The 19,369-nt window shown below is 38.2% G+C and carries 16 protein-coding genes and 1 pseudogene; 9 read left to right on the forward strand and 8 right to left on the reverse strand.

Annotated elements, in window-relative coordinates:
- The 4 genes from BUA16_RS09380 to BUA16_RS09395 form a co-directional block, all read left to right on the forward strand.
- A partial coding sequence (locus BUA16_RS09380) for a T9SS type B sorting domain-containing protein (RefSeq protein ID WP_143150484.1) occupies positions 1–1,394 on the forward strand: 1,394 nt, incomplete at its 5' end.
- An 11-nt stretch (positions 1,395–1,405) separates the two neighbouring features.
- The gene (locus tag BUA16_RS09385; protein WP_072764497.1) at positions 1,406–2,314 is read left to right on the forward strand and encodes a PorP/SprF family type IX secretion system membrane protein; all 909 of its coding nucleotides are present in this window, start codon (positions 1,406–1,408) and stop codon (positions 2,312–2,314) included.
- Positions 2,315–2,332: 18 nt separating this feature from the next.
- On the forward strand, positions 2,333–4,300 hold the full coding sequence (locus tag BUA16_RS09390) for an OmpA family protein (protein WP_072764498.1): 1,968 nt from the start codon (positions 2,333–2,335) through the stop codon (positions 4,298–4,300).
- Between the two features lie 56 nt (positions 4,301–4,356).
- Positions 4,357–5,043 (forward strand): hypothetical protein, encoded by a 687-nt coding sequence (locus BUA16_RS09395; protein WP_072764499.1) that lies wholly within the window; start codon positions 4,357–4,359, stop codon positions 5,041–5,043.
- Positions 5,044–5,453: 410 nt separating this feature from the next.
- Here the strand turns inward: BUA16_RS09395 and kynU are convergent, their stop codons facing one another.
- A complete protein-coding gene (gene kynU, locus BUA16_RS09400; RefSeq protein WP_072764500.1) occupies positions 5,454–6,728 on the reverse strand; it encodes a kynureninase in 1,275 nt (424 codons plus the stop codon).
- Positions 6,729–6,781: 53 nt separating this feature from the next.
- Positions 6,782–7,249, reverse strand: a complete 468-nt coding sequence (locus BUA16_RS09405; protein WP_072764501.1) for a GNAT family N-acetyltransferase — start codon at positions 7,247–7,249, stop codon at positions 6,782–6,784.
- 81 nt (positions 7,250–7,330) lie between these two features.
- On the opposite strand from BUA16_RS09405, the gene BUA16_RS09410 reads away from it, so the two are divergent.
- The gene (locus BUA16_RS09410) at positions 7,331–7,972 is read left to right on the forward strand and encodes an O-methyltransferase (protein ID WP_072764502.1); all 642 of its coding nucleotides are present in this window, start codon (positions 7,331–7,333) and stop codon (positions 7,970–7,972) included.
- Here the strand turns inward: BUA16_RS09410 and BUA16_RS09415 are convergent.
- From BUA16_RS09415 to BUA16_RS09440, 6 genes are all read right to left on the reverse strand, one after another.
- Positions 7,931–8,509 (reverse strand): phosphatase PAP2 family protein, encoded by a 579-nt coding sequence (locus tag BUA16_RS09415; protein WP_072764503.1) that lies wholly within the window; start codon positions 8,507–8,509, stop codon positions 7,931–7,933. The two genes, BUA16_RS09410 and BUA16_RS09415, sit on opposite strands and share 42 nt — an antisense overlap.
- 1 nt (position 8,510) lies before the next feature.
- Positions 8,511–8,792 (reverse strand): Sec-independent protein translocase subunit TatA/TatB, encoded by a 282-nt coding sequence (locus tag BUA16_RS09420; protein ID WP_072764504.1) that lies wholly within the window; start codon positions 8,790–8,792, stop codon positions 8,511–8,513.
- Between the two features lie 127 nt (positions 8,793–8,919).
- Positions 8,920–11,229, reverse strand: coding sequence for a M1 family metallopeptidase (locus tag BUA16_RS09425; protein WP_072764505.1), 2,310 nt, complete (start codon positions 11,227–11,229; stop codon positions 8,920–8,922).
- A gap of 62 nt (positions 11,230–11,291) precedes the next feature.
- The gene (locus BUA16_RS09430; RefSeq protein WP_072764506.1) at positions 11,292–11,798 is read right to left on the reverse strand and encodes a DUF6702 family protein; all 507 of its coding nucleotides are present in this window, start codon (positions 11,796–11,798) and stop codon (positions 11,292–11,294) included.
- A gap of 105 nt (positions 11,799–11,903) precedes the next feature.
- Positions 11,904–12,749, reverse strand: a complete 846-nt coding sequence (locus tag BUA16_RS09435; RefSeq protein WP_245795543.1) for a carboxypeptidase-like regulatory domain-containing protein — start codon at positions 12,747–12,749, stop codon at positions 11,904–11,906.
- An 18-nt stretch (positions 12,750–12,767) separates the two neighbouring features.
- On the reverse strand, positions 12,768–13,526 hold the full coding sequence (locus tag BUA16_RS09440) for a carboxypeptidase-like regulatory domain-containing protein (RefSeq protein WP_072764507.1): 759 nt from the start codon (positions 13,524–13,526) through the stop codon (positions 12,768–12,770).
- A 196-nt stretch (positions 13,527–13,722) separates the two neighbouring features.
- Here BUA16_RS09440 and pepE point away from each other — a divergent pair, with 196 nt between their 5' ends.
- From pepE to BUA16_RS19070, 4 genes and pseudogenes are all read left to right on the forward strand, one after another.
- On the forward strand, positions 13,723–14,415 hold the full coding sequence (pepE, locus tag BUA16_RS09445; protein ID WP_072764508.1) for a dipeptidase PepE: 693 nt from the start codon (positions 13,723–13,725) through the stop codon (positions 14,413–14,415).
- A 350-nt stretch (positions 14,416–14,765) separates the two neighbouring features.
- On the forward strand, positions 14,766–17,462 hold the full coding sequence (locus BUA16_RS09450) for a beta strand repeat-containing protein (RefSeq protein ID WP_143150486.1): 2,697 nt from the start codon (positions 14,766–14,768) through the stop codon (positions 17,460–17,462).
- 8 nt (positions 17,463–17,470) lie between these two features.
- Positions 17,471–18,613, forward strand: coding sequence for a T9SS type B sorting domain-containing protein (locus tag BUA16_RS09455; RefSeq protein WP_245795544.1), 1,143 nt, complete (start codon positions 17,471–17,473; stop codon positions 18,611–18,613).
- 192 nt (positions 18,614–18,805) lie between these two features.
- Positions 18,806–19,369 (forward strand): annotated as a pseudogene (locus BUA16_RS19070) (hypothetical protein); the annotation flags it as partial.

Genomic DNA, 19,369 nt, shown 5'->3' on the forward strand with positions numbered 1-19,369 from the left:
AGATTACCGTGCCCATCATTGATGACATCATTATTGAAACAACGGAGAGCTTCACTGTAAACTTATCTAACATTTCAATAAACCTGATACCAATCATTACTCCGCAAGCCACGGGCAACATTATTGATAATGATAGCGACGATGATTTCCCAAGTGATGCCACGGTAAGTTGTGATGACATTCCTGAGGTGCCTATAATCAGCTTAGACGGTACAAACTGTAATTATTCCGAAATTTTTGAGGAAACCATTACAGGTCAAGACGATGAATGTGCCACAGAATATTTCATTAATAGAACATGGACCATGACCGATTGTGTAGGGAATATCCGGGTATATACACAGCAAATTATCGTTGAAGATACTGTAGCTCCAACCTTTGTAGAGGAGCTGCCACAAGATATAACGGTTCAATGTAATGAAGTTCCAGAAGCAGCCGAACTGACCGCTATAGACAATTGCGATCAAAACGTAGAGGTAGTCTTTACTGAAACCGTAACCAACGATGCTAATTGTGCTCTTGGTTATGTTATCAATAGAACCTGGACTGCCACGGATTGCGCTGGAAACAGCACTTCTCACACCCAAACATTAACCATTCCTATAGAGTTTGTTACCTTCAGTACGTATGATGAGGAAGTGACCATCATGTGCGGGGATGAAATACCCGAGGTGCCTAATATTGAATTCGAGGGTGGATGTGGATCTCATCAAGTTGTATTTGGTGAAGAAATCAGATTATCAGATGACACTGAAGATTATATGATCATAAGATCATGGGAAGCTACTGATGCCTGTAACAATGTAGAGAACCTTGAGCAAATTATTTTTGTGATGCAACCCGATAAAGAAACGGTCACTATAGACATATGTGTAGAAGATTCTTCTATTGACTTAATCTCCTATCTACCGAGTTCCTTTGAAACTGATGGAACCTTTACCGTTGTCAGCGGCAATACGGAATTGAATGGTAGTTTTTTCAATCCTGCCAACTTAGAAATCGGAGAATACCTCATCTCTTACGGCGATACGGATTCGGAATGTAAATACTATGCAGACTTTACTATTGTTGTCAACAAGGATTGCGTGCCTTGCGGCAGAGAACAGATTATTCCTTCCAACACCGTAACAGCAAATGGAGACGGTATCAATGACTTCTTTACGATTACCGGGGTTGAATATTGTGATTTTAAATTTGACCTGATGATTTTTAACCGATGGGGGTCAAAGGTGTACCAGTCTCAAGATTACAAAAATGATTGGGGAGGCACTGGTCCGAAGGGATCTTTTGGGGGCGCAGGAATGCTTCCGGCCGGAACCTACTATTACATCATCAATATAACTAACAAAAACATAGAACCTTTAAATGGTTACATCTATTTAGGTACTAAATAAACTTAGACCACATGAAAGCTATAAAAACTAGACATTTAGTAATACTGACATTGGCCTTTAGCTCGGTGGTTTCTGCCCAACAACTACCACAGTTTACCCAATATATGTATAACACCATTTCTGTAAACCCTGCCTATGCAGGTAGTAGGGGTACTTTGAATTTAACGGCACTGCACAGAAATCAGTGGGCAGGATTGGAGGGCAACCCTCAAACAACCACTGTTTCTGTGCATACTCCGCTAAGAAATGATCGTATTGGACTAGGAATCTCTTATATTAATGACCATTTAGGATTTGAAAGCACTAATTATGTTTATGGCGACTTTTCATATAGCCTGCTATTTAGTAAGGAATCAAAATTGTCTTTTGGATTAAAAGCAGGATTTACCAATTATCAATTAGAAAATCCGGATACCAATGATCCGTTTTTTGATTCTAATTTCAATAACTGGTCACCTAATGTGGGAGCAGGAATTTATTATACCACTAAAAGATGGTATGTAGGATTCTCGTCTCCAAGGATGCTTACCACCGACCTCAACAAAGGAGAGTTTCAAGCACTGGAACGAAACAGTTATTATGCCATTGGAGGGTTTGTTGTTGACATTTCACCAAATATTAAGTTTAAACCCACAGTGCTTTCAAAATTCACCAATGGAGCACCATCCTCTTTTGATGTCACGGCCAACTTCCTTTTCTTAGAGAAGTTATGGTTAGGCGTTTCCTATAGGTTCAATGATTCCGACAATTTTGGGGCACTAATTGACTTTCAGGTTTCCAAAGACATAAGAATAGGCTATTCATACGATATTCCCAGGGGTGATCTAAAACCCTATTCTAGTGGAACGCATGAAATCATACTCATCTATGAATTGGCATTTAAGAAAAAAGGACCCGCCAAATCGCCACGATATTTTTAGTAATAAAAGTTATTGCTCATGAAAAACTATAAAAATACAATTATCATAATCGTTCTATTGCTGAGCTCCTCACTGGTAATGGCACAATATGGGGCACAGAAAAAAGGGGATTATTATTTTGGACAATTTTCATATGCCAAAGCCATTAAGGAGTATGAAAAAATGATCGAAAGTGGTTTTAATAAAGCTTATGCGCATCAGCAATTAGCGGAATGCTACCTATTAATCAGGGAGTTCAAAAAATCTATTCCGCATTTCAAAGCCATTATTAACAATCCCAATGTGGCCACGGATTATTATTTTAAGTATGGTATGGCCCTTTACAGTGACGGGCAACAAGAAGAGGCCGAGAGTTGGCTCAAAAAATATAAAAAACACCATAAAAACGATTCTAGGTTAAGGAGGTATTTGAAAGAAGGAAACCTAGCTTCTGTGGTATTTAACAGTAGGCAGCGATACGATGTTTTTCCACTTCCCTTTAACTCCCCTGAAAGCGATTTTGGCAGCTTTGCCCATGAAGGGCGACTTTATTTTTCCTCTTCCAGAAAGGATTTGGTCAGTGGAAGCAATTATGGGTGGAATGACGAGCCTTGGTTAGATATTTTTGTAGTAAATGAAGAGGATCCAGAATCGATTCCAGTAAAAATCAAAGGAAATATTAACACAAAATTCCATGAAAGCTCCCTGATTTTCACAACGGACTATAAAAAAGATACAGTCGTATACTTTACAAGAAACAATTACTTCAAAAACAAAGAAGGTTATGGTGCCAAGAACGAAATCAATTTAAAAGTTTTTAGTGCCATTAAGATAGATGGTGAATGGAAAGTAAATAGAAGTCTTCGCATTAATAGCGACTATTATTCTACCGGACACCCCTTTATTAGTCCAGATGGCAAAAGGCTTTATTATACTTCCGACAGGCCTGGCGGATTTGGAGGAACAGATATTTATTACTCTGAAATTCACGAACGAGGTGCAATTGGGCCATCTATAAATGCTGGTCCAATAGTGAATACCGAAGGCAATGAAATGTTTCCTTTTATAAACAAGGAAGGTAATATGTTTTTTTCCTCTGACGGTCATCTAGGTTTTGGGCAGTTAGACATCTTTTCTACCATTACCAATGAAAACAACGAGATTGTGGATGTTATTAACCTGGGTACTCCTATTAACAGCTCTAGTGATGATTTTGGTTTCTTTGCCCATGAAGATGGCATTACAGGTTATATAAGCTCTAACCGTGAAGGAGGAAAAGGAAGTGATGATATTTATAAATTTAAATTTACCCCGTCCCTTACCTTAGAGGGATATGTCACCGATGGCATCAATGACAAGGTTTTGGACAGTGTTCGGATATCGTTATTTGATCAAACTATGAACACTGAGGTTGGTGAAATAGAAACCGATGAAAATGGGTATTACAAAATGTTTATCAATAGGGCTACCAACTATATGATAACCGCCTCTAGAAAGACACATCCTACTGCCGAGATATTTTTTAGCACCTTTAACACTCCCATTACTACTAGAGTCATACGCCAGGATATAATATTGGAGCCCGTACTTGACCTCAAGCTTTTGGCCAATCTCAAAAAAATATATTTCGATTTTAACAAGGCCAATATCAGGCCCGATGCTGCATTAGAATTAGACAAGGTAGTAAGACTGATGACCATAACCTACCCAGAAATGATTATACGTTTAGAAGCCCATACCGATCCGGTAGGAAGCCATGCCTACAATGACAATTTATCTGAAAGAAGGGCAAAAGCGACTTATGAATACCTAATTGGCCATGGCGTTCCCGTAGAACATATATTGTCTTATAAAGGATATGGAAAAAGGAGACTAATCAATAATTGTACTGGAAAAAGCGATTGTACCGACGATGAATTGGAATTAAATAGAAGAACCGAGTTCCCTATTGTTCAGATGAAAAACGGTCTTATAAAGAAACCTCAACCCAAGGCTCAACCCTATTAAATTTGATTTATCCTCGAAAAATCTAATAAGTCTTATCTTTGAACAAAAATCCTTGAATGAACAAACAGATAATAGTAGCCATTGGCATAATATTTAGCTTTTTAGGCTGTAAAGAAGCAAAGAGCACCAAAACAGCAGCCTTAAACGATGAAGTATCTATTATAGAAAAAGTTGCGAATGCCCATGGTTTTAAAGATTGGAAAAAAGTTAAAGAATTAGCGTTCACCTTTAATGTTGATCGGGATACCACACACTATGAGCGCAGTTGGATCTGGAACACTAGCACAAATGATGTCACCGCTATAGGCAACCAAGATACCATTACTTATAATCGCCATAAATTAGACAGCATATCCTATAAAATCAATGGAAACTTCATCAATGACAAATATTGGTTCTTGGCTCCATTTAATCTTATGTGGGACCGTCATAATTTCACCTTCGAACATCAAAAGGAATCGATAGCCCCAATTAGTAAAACTCCAGTGCAAAAATTAACGATTGTTTATGGAAATAACGGAGGTTATACACCCGGTGACGCCTATGACTTTTATTTTGGGGATGATTTTTTAATCAAGGAGTGGGTGTTTCGAAGAGGAAACCAATCTACGCCTTCAGTTACTACAACTTGGGAAGATTATAAAGACCATAATGGTTTACAATTAGCTACCATGCACAAAAATGAAGACGGAAGTTTTAAACTATATTTTAATCAATTAAAAATTACCTTCAAGACGCCTTAGTCTAATGACTTTTTCATAAAGTAAGTAGCCTCTAAAACTATGGCTATACTCAATCTCCAGGGTATAATAATATATTTAGGGGTATCTTTCTGTTACGCCTCATTACACCAACGGCCTCCAATGGTGCGTTTTATTATTTTTTAACTTTCATACCTACCGTCCCTTGTACGGGCCTATTCTGTCTAAATTTTACTATTACCACATTTTTTTGCGTTAGGGACCGCGGCGGCATCCCCGCAGCAAGGCAAGGGATATAGCCAAGGGCCCGCCCGACGAAGGAGGGAACGCCCATACAATTTTACTTTAATTTATAGGCATGGGGAATAAAACACACCAAGTTATGCCCTCGAAAAACTTTTTAGATTCACCAGTGATACTGTAAAAATAAGTCTAAGACAGCATGTATATTACTAGGGTAAATTTTTAGTGATACCGTCCTTTAATATTTGCCCAAATCGGAACATGTCCTCGTATGAACAATAGAATGGTGCCGGGGCCAGTCTTATGACATTAGGTTCTCTCCAATCGGTAACCACCCCTTGGTCCATTAAATAATGAAATAAGGCCTTCCCTTGGCCATGAAGAAACACCGATAATTGACAGCCCCTATCTTTTGGGGTCAATATTTCAAAAGTACCTTCTACCTCTTTATCAATTTCTCCAAGAACGAATTCTAAATAGGCAACAATACAATTTCTTTTCTCAATTAATGCCTTCATCCCTACTTCCTCAAACATTTCCAAAGAAGCTAAATACGGGGCAAGCGCCAAAACGGGCGGATTACTTACCTGCCATGCATCGGCATTAGCCATAGGCTCGAACTCGGGTTTCATTAAGAATCTGGTTTCCTTTTTTGTCCCCCACCATCCTTCAAACCTAGGGATATCGGTTGTATTTAAATATTGTTCATGCACAAAGATACCTGAGGCATTTCCAGGCCCACTGTTCATATATTTATAACTGCACCATGCCGCAAAATCTACTCCCCAATCATGCAATTCCAGCGCTACATTACCTGCTCCATGAGCCAAATCCCAACCAACATAGGCACCCTGATCCTTAGCGGCTTTGGTGATTTCTTTCATATTAAAAACCTGGCCATTGTAATAATTCACCCCTCCGATAAGCAACAAGGCCAATTCATCTCCAACTTCATTAATTGTAGCTATAATATCTTCGGTTCTCCAAAAGTTCTCACCTTCCCTTTTTTTCACCTCTACAATAGCCTCATCCGGATCAAAGCCATGAAATTTCACTTGACTATTAAGCATATATTGATCGGAAGGAAAGGCTTTTTCTTCGCAAATTATTTTATATCTCGTTTTGGTTGGCCTGTAAAAAGAGACCATTAACATATGGAGATTTACTGTTAAGGTATTCATCACCGAAACTTCTTGAGGTTTGGCTCCTACCACCTTTGCCAAGGGTGCTGCCAACCTTTCATGATAATCCCACCACGATTTTTCGGCATGGAAATGTCCTTCTACCGCAAGGTTTTTCCAATCCGTCATAATGTCATTCACGAATTGTTGCGTACGCTTTGGTTGCAATCCTAAAGAATTCCCTGTAAAATATATTACATCTTTATCATTGACCTTTGGAAAATGAAATTGCTCCCTGTATTTTCTCAGTGGGTCCTTAGCATCCAATTGTTGTGCAAAATTCAATGAGTTTTCAAATTCCATAAGTAGCTTTATTTTTTGTCAAAAATACAAATTACCCAACGAACTAAAAGGGTTCAATCAACATCCATTCGCATTTCTAAAATATGTGCTTTAAAGCCCACTTTTTCATAAGCCTTTATGGCCGGAGCATTATCATTATAAACCGTTAACCTAAGCTCCGTGAGTCTGTTTGTCCTTGCCCATTTCTTAAGGGCTTTCATAATTTCTTTATTAATTCCTTTGCCCCTATACTCAGGAGCTGTGTACATAAATCCTAAATAGGCATATTTTTTATGCCTCAAATAGGGTTTGGCCTGTTTTATTAAAGCATAACCAGATCCTACTATTTTAGTACCGTGGAGAGCGACTACCACTTCGGAATCTTTGGATAAAATTAATTCTTTAAGATCGTAATAGGTAATAGGGTCTTTTTTTAAAGTGCAGTCATAAGGCCTTTCTGCCAAAATAATTCCTTGTTCGAAACTTAATAAAACATCTAGATCTTCCAAGGTGGCCGCTCGAGAGACAAAATTTTCTACCATAAGAATGTAAGTTTTAGTACTAGGTGATTAACTAAACTATTAAAGTACCGGATAATTCCATAGTTTTGCAAAAATTTCAATATGCATTTTTTATCTCCCTTACTGGAAAAATATTTAGCTGACCATTCTGAAAATGAGCCAGAATTATTACAACGACTAACACGGGAGACCCATCTAAAAGTAATTCAGCCTAGAATGATAACGGGGCATTTTCAGGGTAGAGTATTAAGCCTTTTGTCTAAAATAATAGGGCCTAAAGCTATTTTAGAAATTGGAACTTATACTGGCTATTCTGCCCTATGTCTTGCCGAAGGTTTACAAAGGCAAGGAACATTGCACACTATAGATATCAATGAAGAGTTGTATGATATTCAAAGAAAATATTTTGATGCCAGTGATTATGGTTCCCAAATCGTACAGCATACCGGGGATGCCTTAAATATCATTCCAACATTGGACACTGTTTTTGACCTGGTTTTTATAGATGCAGAAAAGGTTAGTTACGACCATTACTTTGAAGCTTGCCTAAAGAAATGTCGTCCAGGAAGCATTATACTTTCCGACAATGTACTTTGGTCCGGTAAGGTCGTAGAACCTTTAAATCCGAAGGACAAAGCCACTAAGGTTTTATTGGATTACAACAGAAAATTAAAGGAAGATCCCAGAGTAGAAACCGTTTTGCTACCGATCAGAGATGGCCTTACCCTGAGCAGGGTTCTTTAATCCTTTGTACAACCTATAGCTAAACACTGCAAATAGGATCCCTACCATTGCTCCTACAATAAGGTCTAATGGGTAATGTACCCCTACATATATTCGGCTGAAAACAAAAAGGAACGGCCATATATAAAAGAAAAGGCCCCAATTAATTTTTTCTTTTAAAAATAGATAAACGATGGTGGTAATACCAAAGGAACTCGCGGCATGACCAGAAAAGAAACTAAAACCATAAGGATCTACAAGCACTCTGATCAATGATTTTATTTCATCATTATCGGCTGGTCGCAGTCTCGCGATCAATTCCTTCACAACACCAGTTACCATGGCGATGAGAATAACGGTACCAATAATGGTAATAAGCATCGACAGAGCTTCCTTCTTAGGATAGTTTTTGAAGATAAGAACAAGAAACAGAACAAAAAGTGGAATCCATGTAGAAAAATTAGTGATTAAAGACCAGAACAGGTCGTACCCTTCGATTCCCAGGTTGTTTAAAAAAATAAAACTATTCCTGTCCCACTCCAGTAATTTTTCGAACATACTACTTCCTTTTGACAACGCCGCTCACGTCATCAACGCTTTCTTTTACCTTATCGATTTCGTTTCGGATATCATTGGTAAAACTCGTATCTATACCTTGTTTCTCGGCACTTTTCTGAATTTCTTGCTTAATATCATCTGTTGCATCCCTCAATTGACGCATACCCTTCCCTAAGCCTTTGGCTATGTCTGGAATTTTGTCAGCTCCAAAAACCATTACCACGATAAACATGATAAAGAATATTTCGGCTCCGCTTATGAATAAAATTATAGTACTAAACATGTCACAAATATAATCAGAAGTTTTTCAGTTGCATATAAAAAACAGTTAACTTTTTTAGGAATTTAAATGAACTAAAAAGGCCCTATCACTGGTTAATGATAGGGCCTTTTTATACTAATACACTTTATTATTCTCCTTGGACATTCTTTTTAAATACATCAAAATCCGATTCCACCTCCTTAGAAGGCCAAGAATTATTGGTCGTATCAATATCAGCCGTCTCGGCCTTAGGATCTACAACAATCCCTACCAATTCTTTTTGAGAAGTAACAACACGTTTTACTTCCTTATCATTTTTTCTCCAAATCTGTGGAGGATAGGTTATGTTTTCCTTGCTACCGTCTGCATAAGTATACTCGACGATCAGCGGCATTGGAATTCCACCTGGTTTTACAAAAGTAACCTCATAAAAATATTTTGGCTCTTTTATGGCATCGCGTTCTGCAGCAGTCAACTTATCCATCATAAATTCTTTCAGAGGCACAGAATTTTCGGAAGGCGCTTTACCTTTTAACCCTGGATTAAAATCTTCACTATCTTCTTCAGCCAAATAAACTAAAGGAGGTAAATCTGCTTCCGTTATGTTTCTGGCAGCCATATATTGCTGCATTTTTTTTGAGGGCTGATTAGAAACATAGTATTTTTTTACATTTTTAACACCTATATCCACATAATCGGTAGTATAGAACCAAGATCTCCAAAACCAATCTAAGTCTACTGCCGAGGCGTCTTCCATTGTTCTAAAAAAATCTTCCGGAGAAGGGTGTTTAAACATCCAACGACGGGCATAAGTTTTAAAAGCGTGATCGAACAGCTCCCTCCCCATTACGGTTTCTCTAAGAATATTAAGTGCCGTCGCAGGTTTCCCATAGGCATTTGCTCCCAATTGGTATACATTTTCTGGGTTAGACATGATTGGAGCAATAGTACTTTGGTCTCCAGCCATGTAAGGAACAATTTTAGAAGCCTCTCCTCTTCTGGACGGATACTTACTATTAGGGTGAATGGCTTCTGGATAAATTTCACCAAATTCCTGTTCAGCTATATATTGTAAAAAGGTATCCAAACCTTCATCCATCCATCCCCACTGGCGCTCGTCAGAGTTAACGATCATTGGGAAAAAGTTGTGTCCTATTTCATGAATAATTACCGAGATCATACCATATTTTACCCTATCAGAATAGGTTCCGTCTTCATTTGGTCTTCCGTAATTCCAACAAATCATTGGGTACTCCATTCCTTGGTTCTTTGCATGAACAGAAATTGCCTTTGAATACGGATAATCAAAGGTATATTTAGAATAAGATTTCAATGTATGGGCTACTGCCTTGGTTGAATATTCTTCCCAAAGAGGATTTCCTTCTTTAGGATACATGGAAATAGCCATAACATCTTTCTCTCCTACCTTTACGGCCTGCATATCGTATACAAATTTACGTGAAGTAGCAAAAGCAAAATCCCTTACATTCTTAGCCTTTAGTTTCCAAGTTTTCTTTTTTTCAGAGAATCCTTTTTCTGCTGCTTCGGCCTCTTCCTGCGAGACTATGATAACCGGCTTATCGTAAGATTTTGTAGCCTCTTCATAACGCCTAAGCATTTCTTTGGTAAATACTTGTTTTCTATTTTGAAGCTCTCCAGTTCCATCTAAAATATGATCTGCAGGAACGGTGATATTTACTTCGTAGTCTCCGAAAGGAAGGGCAAATTCTCCACTCCCCCAAAATTGATGGTTTTGCCATCCTTCAACATCACTATACACGGCCATTCTTGGAAAGAACTGTGCTATTACATAGGCTCTGTTCCCATCTTTAGGAAAGTATTCATAGCCAGACCTAGCTCTGGTAAGCGTATGATCAGGAATATTGTACCACCATTTTATAGAGAAAGACACTTGACTCTTGCTCTTCAACACTTGTGGAAGGTCTATACGCATCATTGTTTGATTGATGGTATATGGCAATGGTTTTCCATTGGCATCTTTTACGTATTCAATATTAAACCCGCCATCGAAAGGCTCGTTCATATATTTTTGTACAAAACCTTCTACTTGATCTGCCATCGGAACTCCGCTACCATCCCGCAATGGCGATTTTGAATCCTTAGATCTTACATTTTGATCTAATTGTACCCATAGGTACTCTAAATCATCTGGAGAATTATTGGTATAAGTAATGGTCTCTGTCCCATAAAGTTTAGCTTCTTTATCGTCTAGTTCTATATCCATCTTATAATCTGCCTGTTGTTGATAATAATCAGGCCCTGGGGCACCTGAAGCAGACCTATAGGTATTTGGAGTAGCAAACTCCTCGTACATTTGTTTAAATCTATTCTGATTAAGATGACCAGGCTCTCTTTCCTTTTTCACTACTTCCTGCGCCATTCCAAAAGCGGCAAACAAGAACAACAGTGATGCAAAGACATGTTTTACTTTGTTCATATTTTTATTTTATTTATTAGCGGACGAAAATTAACTCTTTTTTAAAGAAACCTTAATGAAGGTCATAAATTTAACATTCCTTTATTACTCTCCTTTATAAGAATAAAACTCTTTTTTTTGCCATTGATTTTAAAATGAACAATATTTTGTTGTTCCTCAAAAACATCCATTAACAACTCGTTTTGCACGCTAATAGTTGTGGTTGTTTTTAGGTTTACCATAGGCACTTCCAAATAACAAATAACCATATCGGTATCGTACTTTCTCCCTATAAAAACATACTGTTTATGTTCTTCATTCAGAGAAATATTAAATTTTGCGTTCAGGTATTTCTCTATATATTCGGAAGCATTTGTAACCTCTTTTTTTGTCGCTAATTTTGTTTTAACACCATAGCGCTCTTCCAATGCTTTCTCTAGATCATCGATAAAAACACGGGTCGTAATTTGCAGTGACTGATCCTTTTCGGAATAGGCTATATTGCTAACGCTCACATAAAATTTATGGGCCATTGTAAAGGCCAAGGTTGGTATTATTAAAATAAAAACAAACTTCTTTAAAACTTGCATAAATATTCTTTTAGGCTACAAAAGTAAGCAATGACTGTACCAATATTTCTATTACTATTCATAAAACACTTTCTTGGAGCCATTGCCTACCCCCAAGAAAAAGCTCTAGTTCAAGCCATTATTTTCCCGGTAGTTTTGGCTTTTCTCTTTTAAATAATCCAAAAGTTTTAATTGATCTCCCGTTTCTACTAGCAATGAAAAGACGGGATCTATTTCACAGAAGTAAAAAAAATCGTCTAATTTCCCCTGAGGTATATTAAGGTCCTTGACATAAACGGAGTCTTGGAAAAAACTTTTGACACGTTGCGTTCTGGCATATTTTTTTTGAGTGGCCACTAATTCTTTCAATTGTTTTGTACGCCCACTAATACCATTGATTATGGGAAACAACGGTATAAATCCCCCACCAGAAGTAGCTTCGTACAATTGCCTTTCTGCCTTTGTGGGAATTCTTATATATGCATTTGGAAGCCCTAGGGTACTGGAAGTAATAACCGAAGGAGTAGACATATTCCCCATATCCCTACTTAAATCTCCACTTAAGTTATAGGGCATTACAATAACCTCATCCAATGCAATATTAGACTCTTCCAAAGGAATGGATAAAAAGGAACTTTCGAGAATAGCTTCATTTATCACAATGTTTTTCCTTTGGTACTGCACCGCGGAAAAAACTAGCGTATCATTGAGTTGTACAACAATTGTAAAAAAACCATCTATATTGGTGATTGTTGCTTTCTTTGTAGTAGTATTTAATACATGTGTTGCGGCAACATCACCGTCTTTGCTATACACTTTTCCTTCTATTATTTTTTCTCCCAAGCTTTGGCCATAGCCATATGTGGAGATGGCACACAGTCCTATAAAAAGCAATAAAACTTTAAAGCCCCATTTCCCTAAATGTCCCATTTCTTTAAAAAACACCATATAAACCAAAGACTTCTCCGCCAACAGCATATTCTAAAAGTCCTATTCTTGGACTTTCAATTCGTTTAAAAAGGTCTTGCTATGGGTTACCAAAAAATCTATTAACTGAAATTCATTGCTTTTCTTCAACAAGGATTGCCCTGGCATCTGAGCATCGCAGTACAATAAAAATTCGTTTATCTTGTCTTGTGGAAGTTTTAAATCTACTACAAAAAACTCATCATCATACACCTGTCTTAGTACTTCGCTCACTTTTAAAGGAGCTCTTTCTTCCTGTGCTTTATCCCCTTTGGTTGCATTTAGGAGCGCTTTAAAAATATTAACAAAATTTATCCCGTCCTTCATCCCTTTTTCAGATTGTGACAACGCAATATTTTCGACCTCGGTAGAACGGTCTGTCTCATACTCATACTTATGCAAAAGTAGTTCCTTATTGGTAACCTGAATAAATTTCTCTTGATTTTCCGGTGTTACCACCACCTCATCTAATTCTGTGACTTTTTCCTTTACTTCCACTACCAAACGATTTTTCTTAAGAATTTCATCTGTAACCTTAACAACCTTTAATTGGTAATTAATGGCTGTAAAAACAATCTCATCTCCTTCTTTTACATAAATCCCAAACTCGCCGTTATCATTTGTAATAGTAGCTTTTTCCGTATTTACATTAATTACGTTTTCATTAGGAACGTTAACATCTCTATAAAGCACCTGTCCCCTTAAATATATTCTGCCATCGTCTTGAGAGTACCCAGCGGTTATCATTAAAAAGGTAATTATAAAGAAATATATTTGTCGCATTTTTTATTTAAATTTAGATAAATTAAGCTATAAAATGGGTGTTTTCTTATAAAACTTTTCCCTTACACTTCCCATTTATTAATACCTATCGAATGATCAAGGAGATAAAGAAAATTTAAGTTGGCCTTAAAAAAAAGAAATGGACCATTAATCTTTTGTTAATTTGTAGTTTGAGCGTATTATTGGAAATTAGAATATGAGAAAATTATTACTTGCCAGTACTTCAACCTTGTTTGGACAAAGCTATTTGGAATATTTATTAAAAGAGTTACAATCTTTTTTTATTGGCGTTAATGTCATCACTTTTATTCCTTATGCCAGACCTGGTGGTATTTCCCATGACGACTATACAACCATGGCGGCAACAGCTTTTTCTAAAATCGATAAAAAAGTTATTGGCTTACATACTTATAAAGACCCTATAAAAGCTATTTCAGAAGCCGAAGCCTTTTATACTGGGGGCGGAAACACCTTTCTTTTGGTCCAACAACTGCATGAACTACAACTATTAGAGCCTTTAAGAAATAAAATAGAAGCAGGAACCCCTTATTTTGGCACCAGTGCAGGCAGCAATATTGCTGGCCCCAGCATGAAAACCACCAATGACATGCCAATTGCCTATCCGCCTAGTTTTGATACTTTAGGAGTTGTCAATTTTAACTTAAACCCTCATTATTTAGACCCAAATCCCAATAGTACCCACAAAGGGGAAACTAGGGAAACCCGTATACGTGAGTTCCATGTATTTAATTCGACTCCCGTCATTGGATTAAGAGAAGGAGACTATATTTTGGTTCATGGAAATCGAAATAGCCTAAAAGGGAAGGGCAGTGCCCGGATCTTTGAAGCTGGAAAAACACCTTACGAAAGTCAAGTCATTCCTTTTTAACGGAATTAGAATTCCTTTTACCTATTAACTCAAGTATTTTAGCCGATAAAAACAGAATTATGCCTTTATAATTCTATTTTTGTTAACCCCATGATTCTTAACACCATAAGACGATATTGTCTTGATAAGAATCGTACTTACCAAGCTTAAATTACCCATGACTATCGGGACATTGTTCGATAGAGTACTAACCATTGCGTTTACGGAAAGTGTCCTATGTTCGTCCATGGCGGTTCCAACCTATCATAAATTAAGAAAACCGCTATAAAAGTATTCGTCTCCAAGAAGGAACGGGTATTTTAACAACATAAGGTTTTCGTTTACTGGTGGAAAACAACAAACATAAACAGATGAAAACCTATAGCTTCCTCCTATTTTTTCTCCTGCTGTTTGGCATTTCTGCCCAGGGGCAAATTAAAATTGGGGATAACCCACAAAATATAGCCCCTGGATCAGTATTAGAATTAGAAAGCAGTACCAGAGCCTTAGTTATTACCCGTATCAGTACCGCTCAAATGAACGCCATTGTTCCCCTACAAGGCGCATTAATCTATAATACAGATTCTAATTGCATACATTATTACAATGGAACCCAATGGTTAAATCTATGTGATGCTCTTACCAATTCAGGGAATATTAGTTTGGAAGACAATGGCGATGGCACCTATACATTTACCAATGCCGACCAAAACACTACTATAATTCTTAACACCACCAATACTAGTTTTCTTCTAGAGAACGGCAACTTGGTTTTAACAGACAGCAACAATTCCTCTCTAACTGTGGCCTTAGACTCCATAAACATCAATACTTTTTCTTCTGACTCTACCATTGCGATTTCCAAAACCAATAATAACTATGATTTTAAGGTTGCTGAAATAAATGGCACCCATATTCAAGATCGAAGTATTACCAGGGAAGATATTTCGGGTACTGCCATTAATGGAGGTTTTCACATACAGAATAGATCTATTACTGCTATAAAAATGCAAGCAGGCTTACTAAACGATGTACTTCAAACTCAAATTGCGGGTAATCCTCCTCAACCCACAGCAGTATGGGCACCCTTAAACAGCAGTAATATCCTAGGGCAAAATTTAGAGGTGGGAGATAGTTCCATTACTATAGAAGGCGGAACGGGTGCTACCCTTTTAACTGCTAGGGTTAGGGTTTCTGATAATGGAATTACTACTGAAAAAATAGGGACACAAGGAATACTAGATGCCAATAAAATTTTAGGGACCGATGCCAATGGTGACCCAGAATGGCAAGATGCAGCAACGACCGCCGCTAGTTTAGGACAGAATGTGATTTCGTCTAATGGGAGTATTAGTGGAGTAATGGATAATGCGGCCTTAGTAGGTATGGATTTACAGGTAAATGTAGATGGAACTACCATAGAAATTGACCCAACCAATGGACTTCAAATAAGAGATGATGCGATTACCTCGGAAAAAATAGCAGACTTTCAAGTGGGCACCCCTCATATTGCATTTAATTCCGTCAATTCCGATATATTATTAGATGGGCACGTTACCCTATCAAAGTTGGCCGACGGAGGTTCTGCAGGGCAACTTATGCGTTGGGATGGCAATGAGTGGCTTTTAGTTGGGGAATCTGATTTAATTGTTACCGAGACGGATGGTATTATTGGGAATGAAATAACGGGAGCCACAAATTCGACCTTAATAAGATCGGGAGATGGGGATAACATTTCTCCATATACCTTGGCTGTGAACACGGATGGTATTACCTCCATTGAAATTCTGGACAACACCATTACTGACATCGACATATCGCCCTCGGCAGCGATTCTGGGAACAAAAATAGACCCTAATTTTGGTGCTCTTCCAGTTTCTACCACAGGTACCCTGACTTCTGGGAATACCACTGTAAATGGAACTTTGGAGATTACAGGGCAAACAACTATTAATTCAGGCATAAATGCTACTCTCCTTCCTTTGGACAGAGGAGCTCCAGATCAGGTCTTGACCACCGATGGTGCAGGAGCAGCCAATTGGCAATCGCTACCCGTAGACAATAATACTACCTATACTCCAGGGGAGGCCCTTACCCTAGTTGGGACCGTATTTTCGGTGGCCGATGATCAAATTACTTCCGAAAAAATTACAGATACTACCATAGAAGATATAGATATATCGCCCTCGGCAGCAATTCAAGGAACAAAAATAGACCCTAATTTTGGTGCTCTTCCAGTTTCTACAACAGGAACTCTTGCTTCTGGGAATACCACTGTAAATGGAACTTTGGAAATTGTAGGGCAAACAACTATCAACAATGGTCCAGCTTCTACCACTCTACCAACCGACAGAGGAATCGCAAACCAGGTATTGACGACAGATGGTGCAGGAACAGCTACATGGGCTAGCCCAACAACTACCATCGCCGGCACTTCAGGATCTATATTTTTTGCCAGTGATGATGGCTCCGGATCGGGTTCGCCCATTGAAAATAATTCAGAAATATTTTGGGACGCTACCGATAATCGGTTGGGAGTGGGCACAAGCTCTCCTTCCCATAAGCTACAAGTTGTTGGTGCTATAAGAGGCTCGGCTATTCTTAACGCCAACGGCACTTCAAGCCTTCCCTCCTATCGCTTTGCTGAAGACTTAAGTACGGGAATGTACAGATCTGCCGGACCTATAGGGTGGCTCCGATTTGCTACTAATAACAATGAAGCCATTACTATCGATCCTAATCAAAGGGTAGGCATAGGGTCCCCTACTCCTAACTCTACCCTCCATACTGGGGGATCATTTGCTACAAATATTAGAATCGATAACTCTATAACAGTAGTTATCACCGACAGTGATCATACAGTAATAGTTAATACTGGAGTTACGACAATACAATTACCAACCCCTTCAAGCGACAATATAGGCCGCATATATATAATTAAAAATATTTCAAGTATAAATATTTCTATAACGGACTACCTTAATAGTAACGGTTTAAACGAAACTGATGTTTTTCCTGGCGTCACACAACTCCAAAGTGATGGCAGCAACTGGCAGCAAATAAATTAAGGATGAAAATGCATGTCCACATACTGCTTCTTCTATTCGCGCTTAATCTACAAGCCCAAACGGCACTGTTTAATAGTGGCAACATTCGTATTCACGACCAAGGACAGATTGGCTTTCATACGAATCTGATCAACAATGCCTCTTTTGACCAAAACCTAGGTCTAGCGGGTTTTTATGGGAATAATTCCATCACAATATCAGGAGCTTTTATACCCATATTTTATGACACAGAAATATCCAATGATAAGGGAGTGTTACTGGATACTGGGGTAAGTACGGTAAACAATACCAATTTTATAATCGGCAACTTTATCACCCCTAGACCACAACAGGACCTTTACTATAATTTTATGGAAGATGCCTTCTACGTCGGAGAAAATGGCTCCTCAAAAATTGCTGGCTATGCAGCTGTCAACAACCAACAAAACTTTACATTTCCTATTGGGGATGACGAACAGCTTCGCCCTCTAATTTTAAATAGCAACGACACCAACACCTTCGCCAAATGTGCCTATTATTTCGAAAGTGCCGCTAGTCCCCCTAGCTTTCCACAAATTTTTGATTTAAGTAAAAAACCCAGAACTATTGGAGAAATAAGTAGCACAGAATTTTGGCACTTGGAAGGAACTATTCCGTCTACTGTAAGCATAAGCTGGAATGCCCGAAGTAATATTGCTGCCATTACCGGAGATGCTATGAATATTATCCCTGTAGGTTGGAGTATAACTGGTAGAACCTGGGTAAATTTAGGAGTTACGGCCTTAAGTGGTGACTTGGCAATGGGATTCCTAACTTCGGATAGCTTTATACCCAACGATTATGCTATTATTACTTTTGCTTCGGTAGCCACTCCAAAAGAGATATTGACACTTGATAATTATTTGGTCACCCCAAATAGCGATGGCATCAACGATTGGCTGTATATTCCGGAATTAGAACTTTCTAATGACGATACTTTAAGAATATATGACAGGAATGGGCTTTTAGTCTATTCTGAAAATAATTACACCAACGGTTTCACCGGATTTGCCAATAGCGATAATATAATCGTAAACCGTAAAATAGGGCTGCCTTCTGGAGTATATTTTTACCTGATTGCTATGAAGGATCTTAATCTTAATTACCAAGGTTTTCTCTATCTAAAAAGATAAAATATTCTCTTTCGTCCATTGGGGTGATTTTCTTTCATTCGTCCAACAACATTTTTCTAGGGTAAACACCTTACATCTTCCTTATAATAGTTACTACACCACAAAAAAAGGCCTGTTAACAACATTTAGGTGCCTCCTCGTTCTTGGTTTTTTAATTTTAACAATCCTAAAGCTCCATATATTCCCCATTATATGAATTATAAAAAAATACTAACCCTGCTATTTTTGATTGCAACCAATATTGCAATAGCGCAGGTTAAAATTGGACAAAATCCGAACAAGATTGATGCAGCCTCCATCATAGAACTGGAAAGCACTACCAAAGCATTTGTTTTAACTAGAGTTTCTGCAACTCAAATGGAAAATATTAAGCCTCTTCGTGGGGCTTTAGTTTTTAATACGGATACCAATTGCGTCCACTACTTCAACGGTATCCAATGGCAAAACCTTTGTAATACTTCAGATGCTTCCAGGAACAGTGTTGGCATAAAATCTACCGTGGACAATGGCAACGGCACCATTACCTTTAATTATACGGACGGAACATATTTTACCACTTCAAACCTGACAGGTCAAAGAGGCTTAAAGGGCGCTGATGGAGCGAAAGGAGATACAGGTACCACTGGTGCAACCGGAGCCAAGGGTGACAAAGGAGATATGGGTGCCACTGGGGCAACAGGAGCACAAGGAATCCAAGGTGAAACTGGAGCTACTGGCGCCACTGGTGCCACTGGAGCGGCAGGAACGGATGGTATG

The organism is Arenibacter nanhaiticus, from assembly GCF_900141935.1.
GTDB lineage: Bacteria > Bacteroidota > Bacteroidia > Flavobacteriales > Flavobacteriaceae > Arenibacter > Arenibacter nanhaiticus.

Coding starts and splice junctions, on each gene's coding strand:
- BUA16_RS09385 (WP_072764497.1), top strand. CDS start 1,406: ATGAAAGCTATAAAAACTAGACATTTAGTAATACTGACATTGGCCTTT.
- BUA16_RS09390 (WP_072764498.1), top strand. CDS start 2,333: ATGAAAAACTATAAAAATACAATTATCATAATCGTTCTATTGCTGAGC.
- BUA16_RS09395 (WP_072764499.1), top strand. CDS start 4,357: ATGAACAAACAGATAATAGTAGCCATTGGCATAATATTTAGCTTTTTA.
- kynU (WP_072764500.1), bottom strand. CDS start 6,728: ATGGAATTTGAAAACTCATTGAATTTTGCACAACAATTGGATGCTAAG.
- BUA16_RS09405 (WP_072764501.1), bottom strand. CDS start 7,249: ATGGTAGAAAATTTTGTCTCTCGAGCGGCCACCTTGGAAGATCTAGAT.
- BUA16_RS09410 (WP_072764502.1), top strand. CDS start 7,331: ATGCATTTTTTATCTCCCTTACTGGAAAAATATTTAGCTGACCATTCT.
- BUA16_RS09415 (WP_072764503.1), bottom strand. CDS start 8,509: ATGTTCGAAAAATTACTGGAGTGGGACAGGAATAGTTTTATTTTTTTA.
- BUA16_RS09420 (WP_072764504.1), bottom strand. CDS start 8,792: ATGTTTAGTACTATAATTTTATTCATAAGCGGAGCCGAAATATTCTTT.
- BUA16_RS09425 (WP_072764505.1), bottom strand. CDS start 11,229: ATGAACAAAGTAAAACATGTCTTTGCATCACTGTTGTTCTTGTTTGCC.
- BUA16_RS09430 (WP_072764506.1), bottom strand. CDS start 11,798: ATGCAAGTTTTAAAGAAGTTTGTTTTTATTTTAATAATACCAACCTTG.
- BUA16_RS09440 (WP_072764507.1), bottom strand. CDS start 13,526: ATGCGACAAATATATTTCTTTATAATTACCTTTTTAATGATAACCGCT.
- pepE (WP_072764508.1), top strand. CDS start 13,723: ATGAGAAAATTATTACTTGCCAGTACTTCAACCTTGTTTGGACAAAGC.
- BUA16_RS09450 (WP_143150486.1), top strand. CDS start 14,766: ATGAAAACCTATAGCTTCCTCCTATTTTTTCTCCTGCTGTTTGGCATT.
- BUA16_RS09455 (WP_245795544.1), top strand. CDS start 17,471: ATGCATGTCCACATACTGCTTCTTCTATTCGCGCTTAATCTACAAGCC.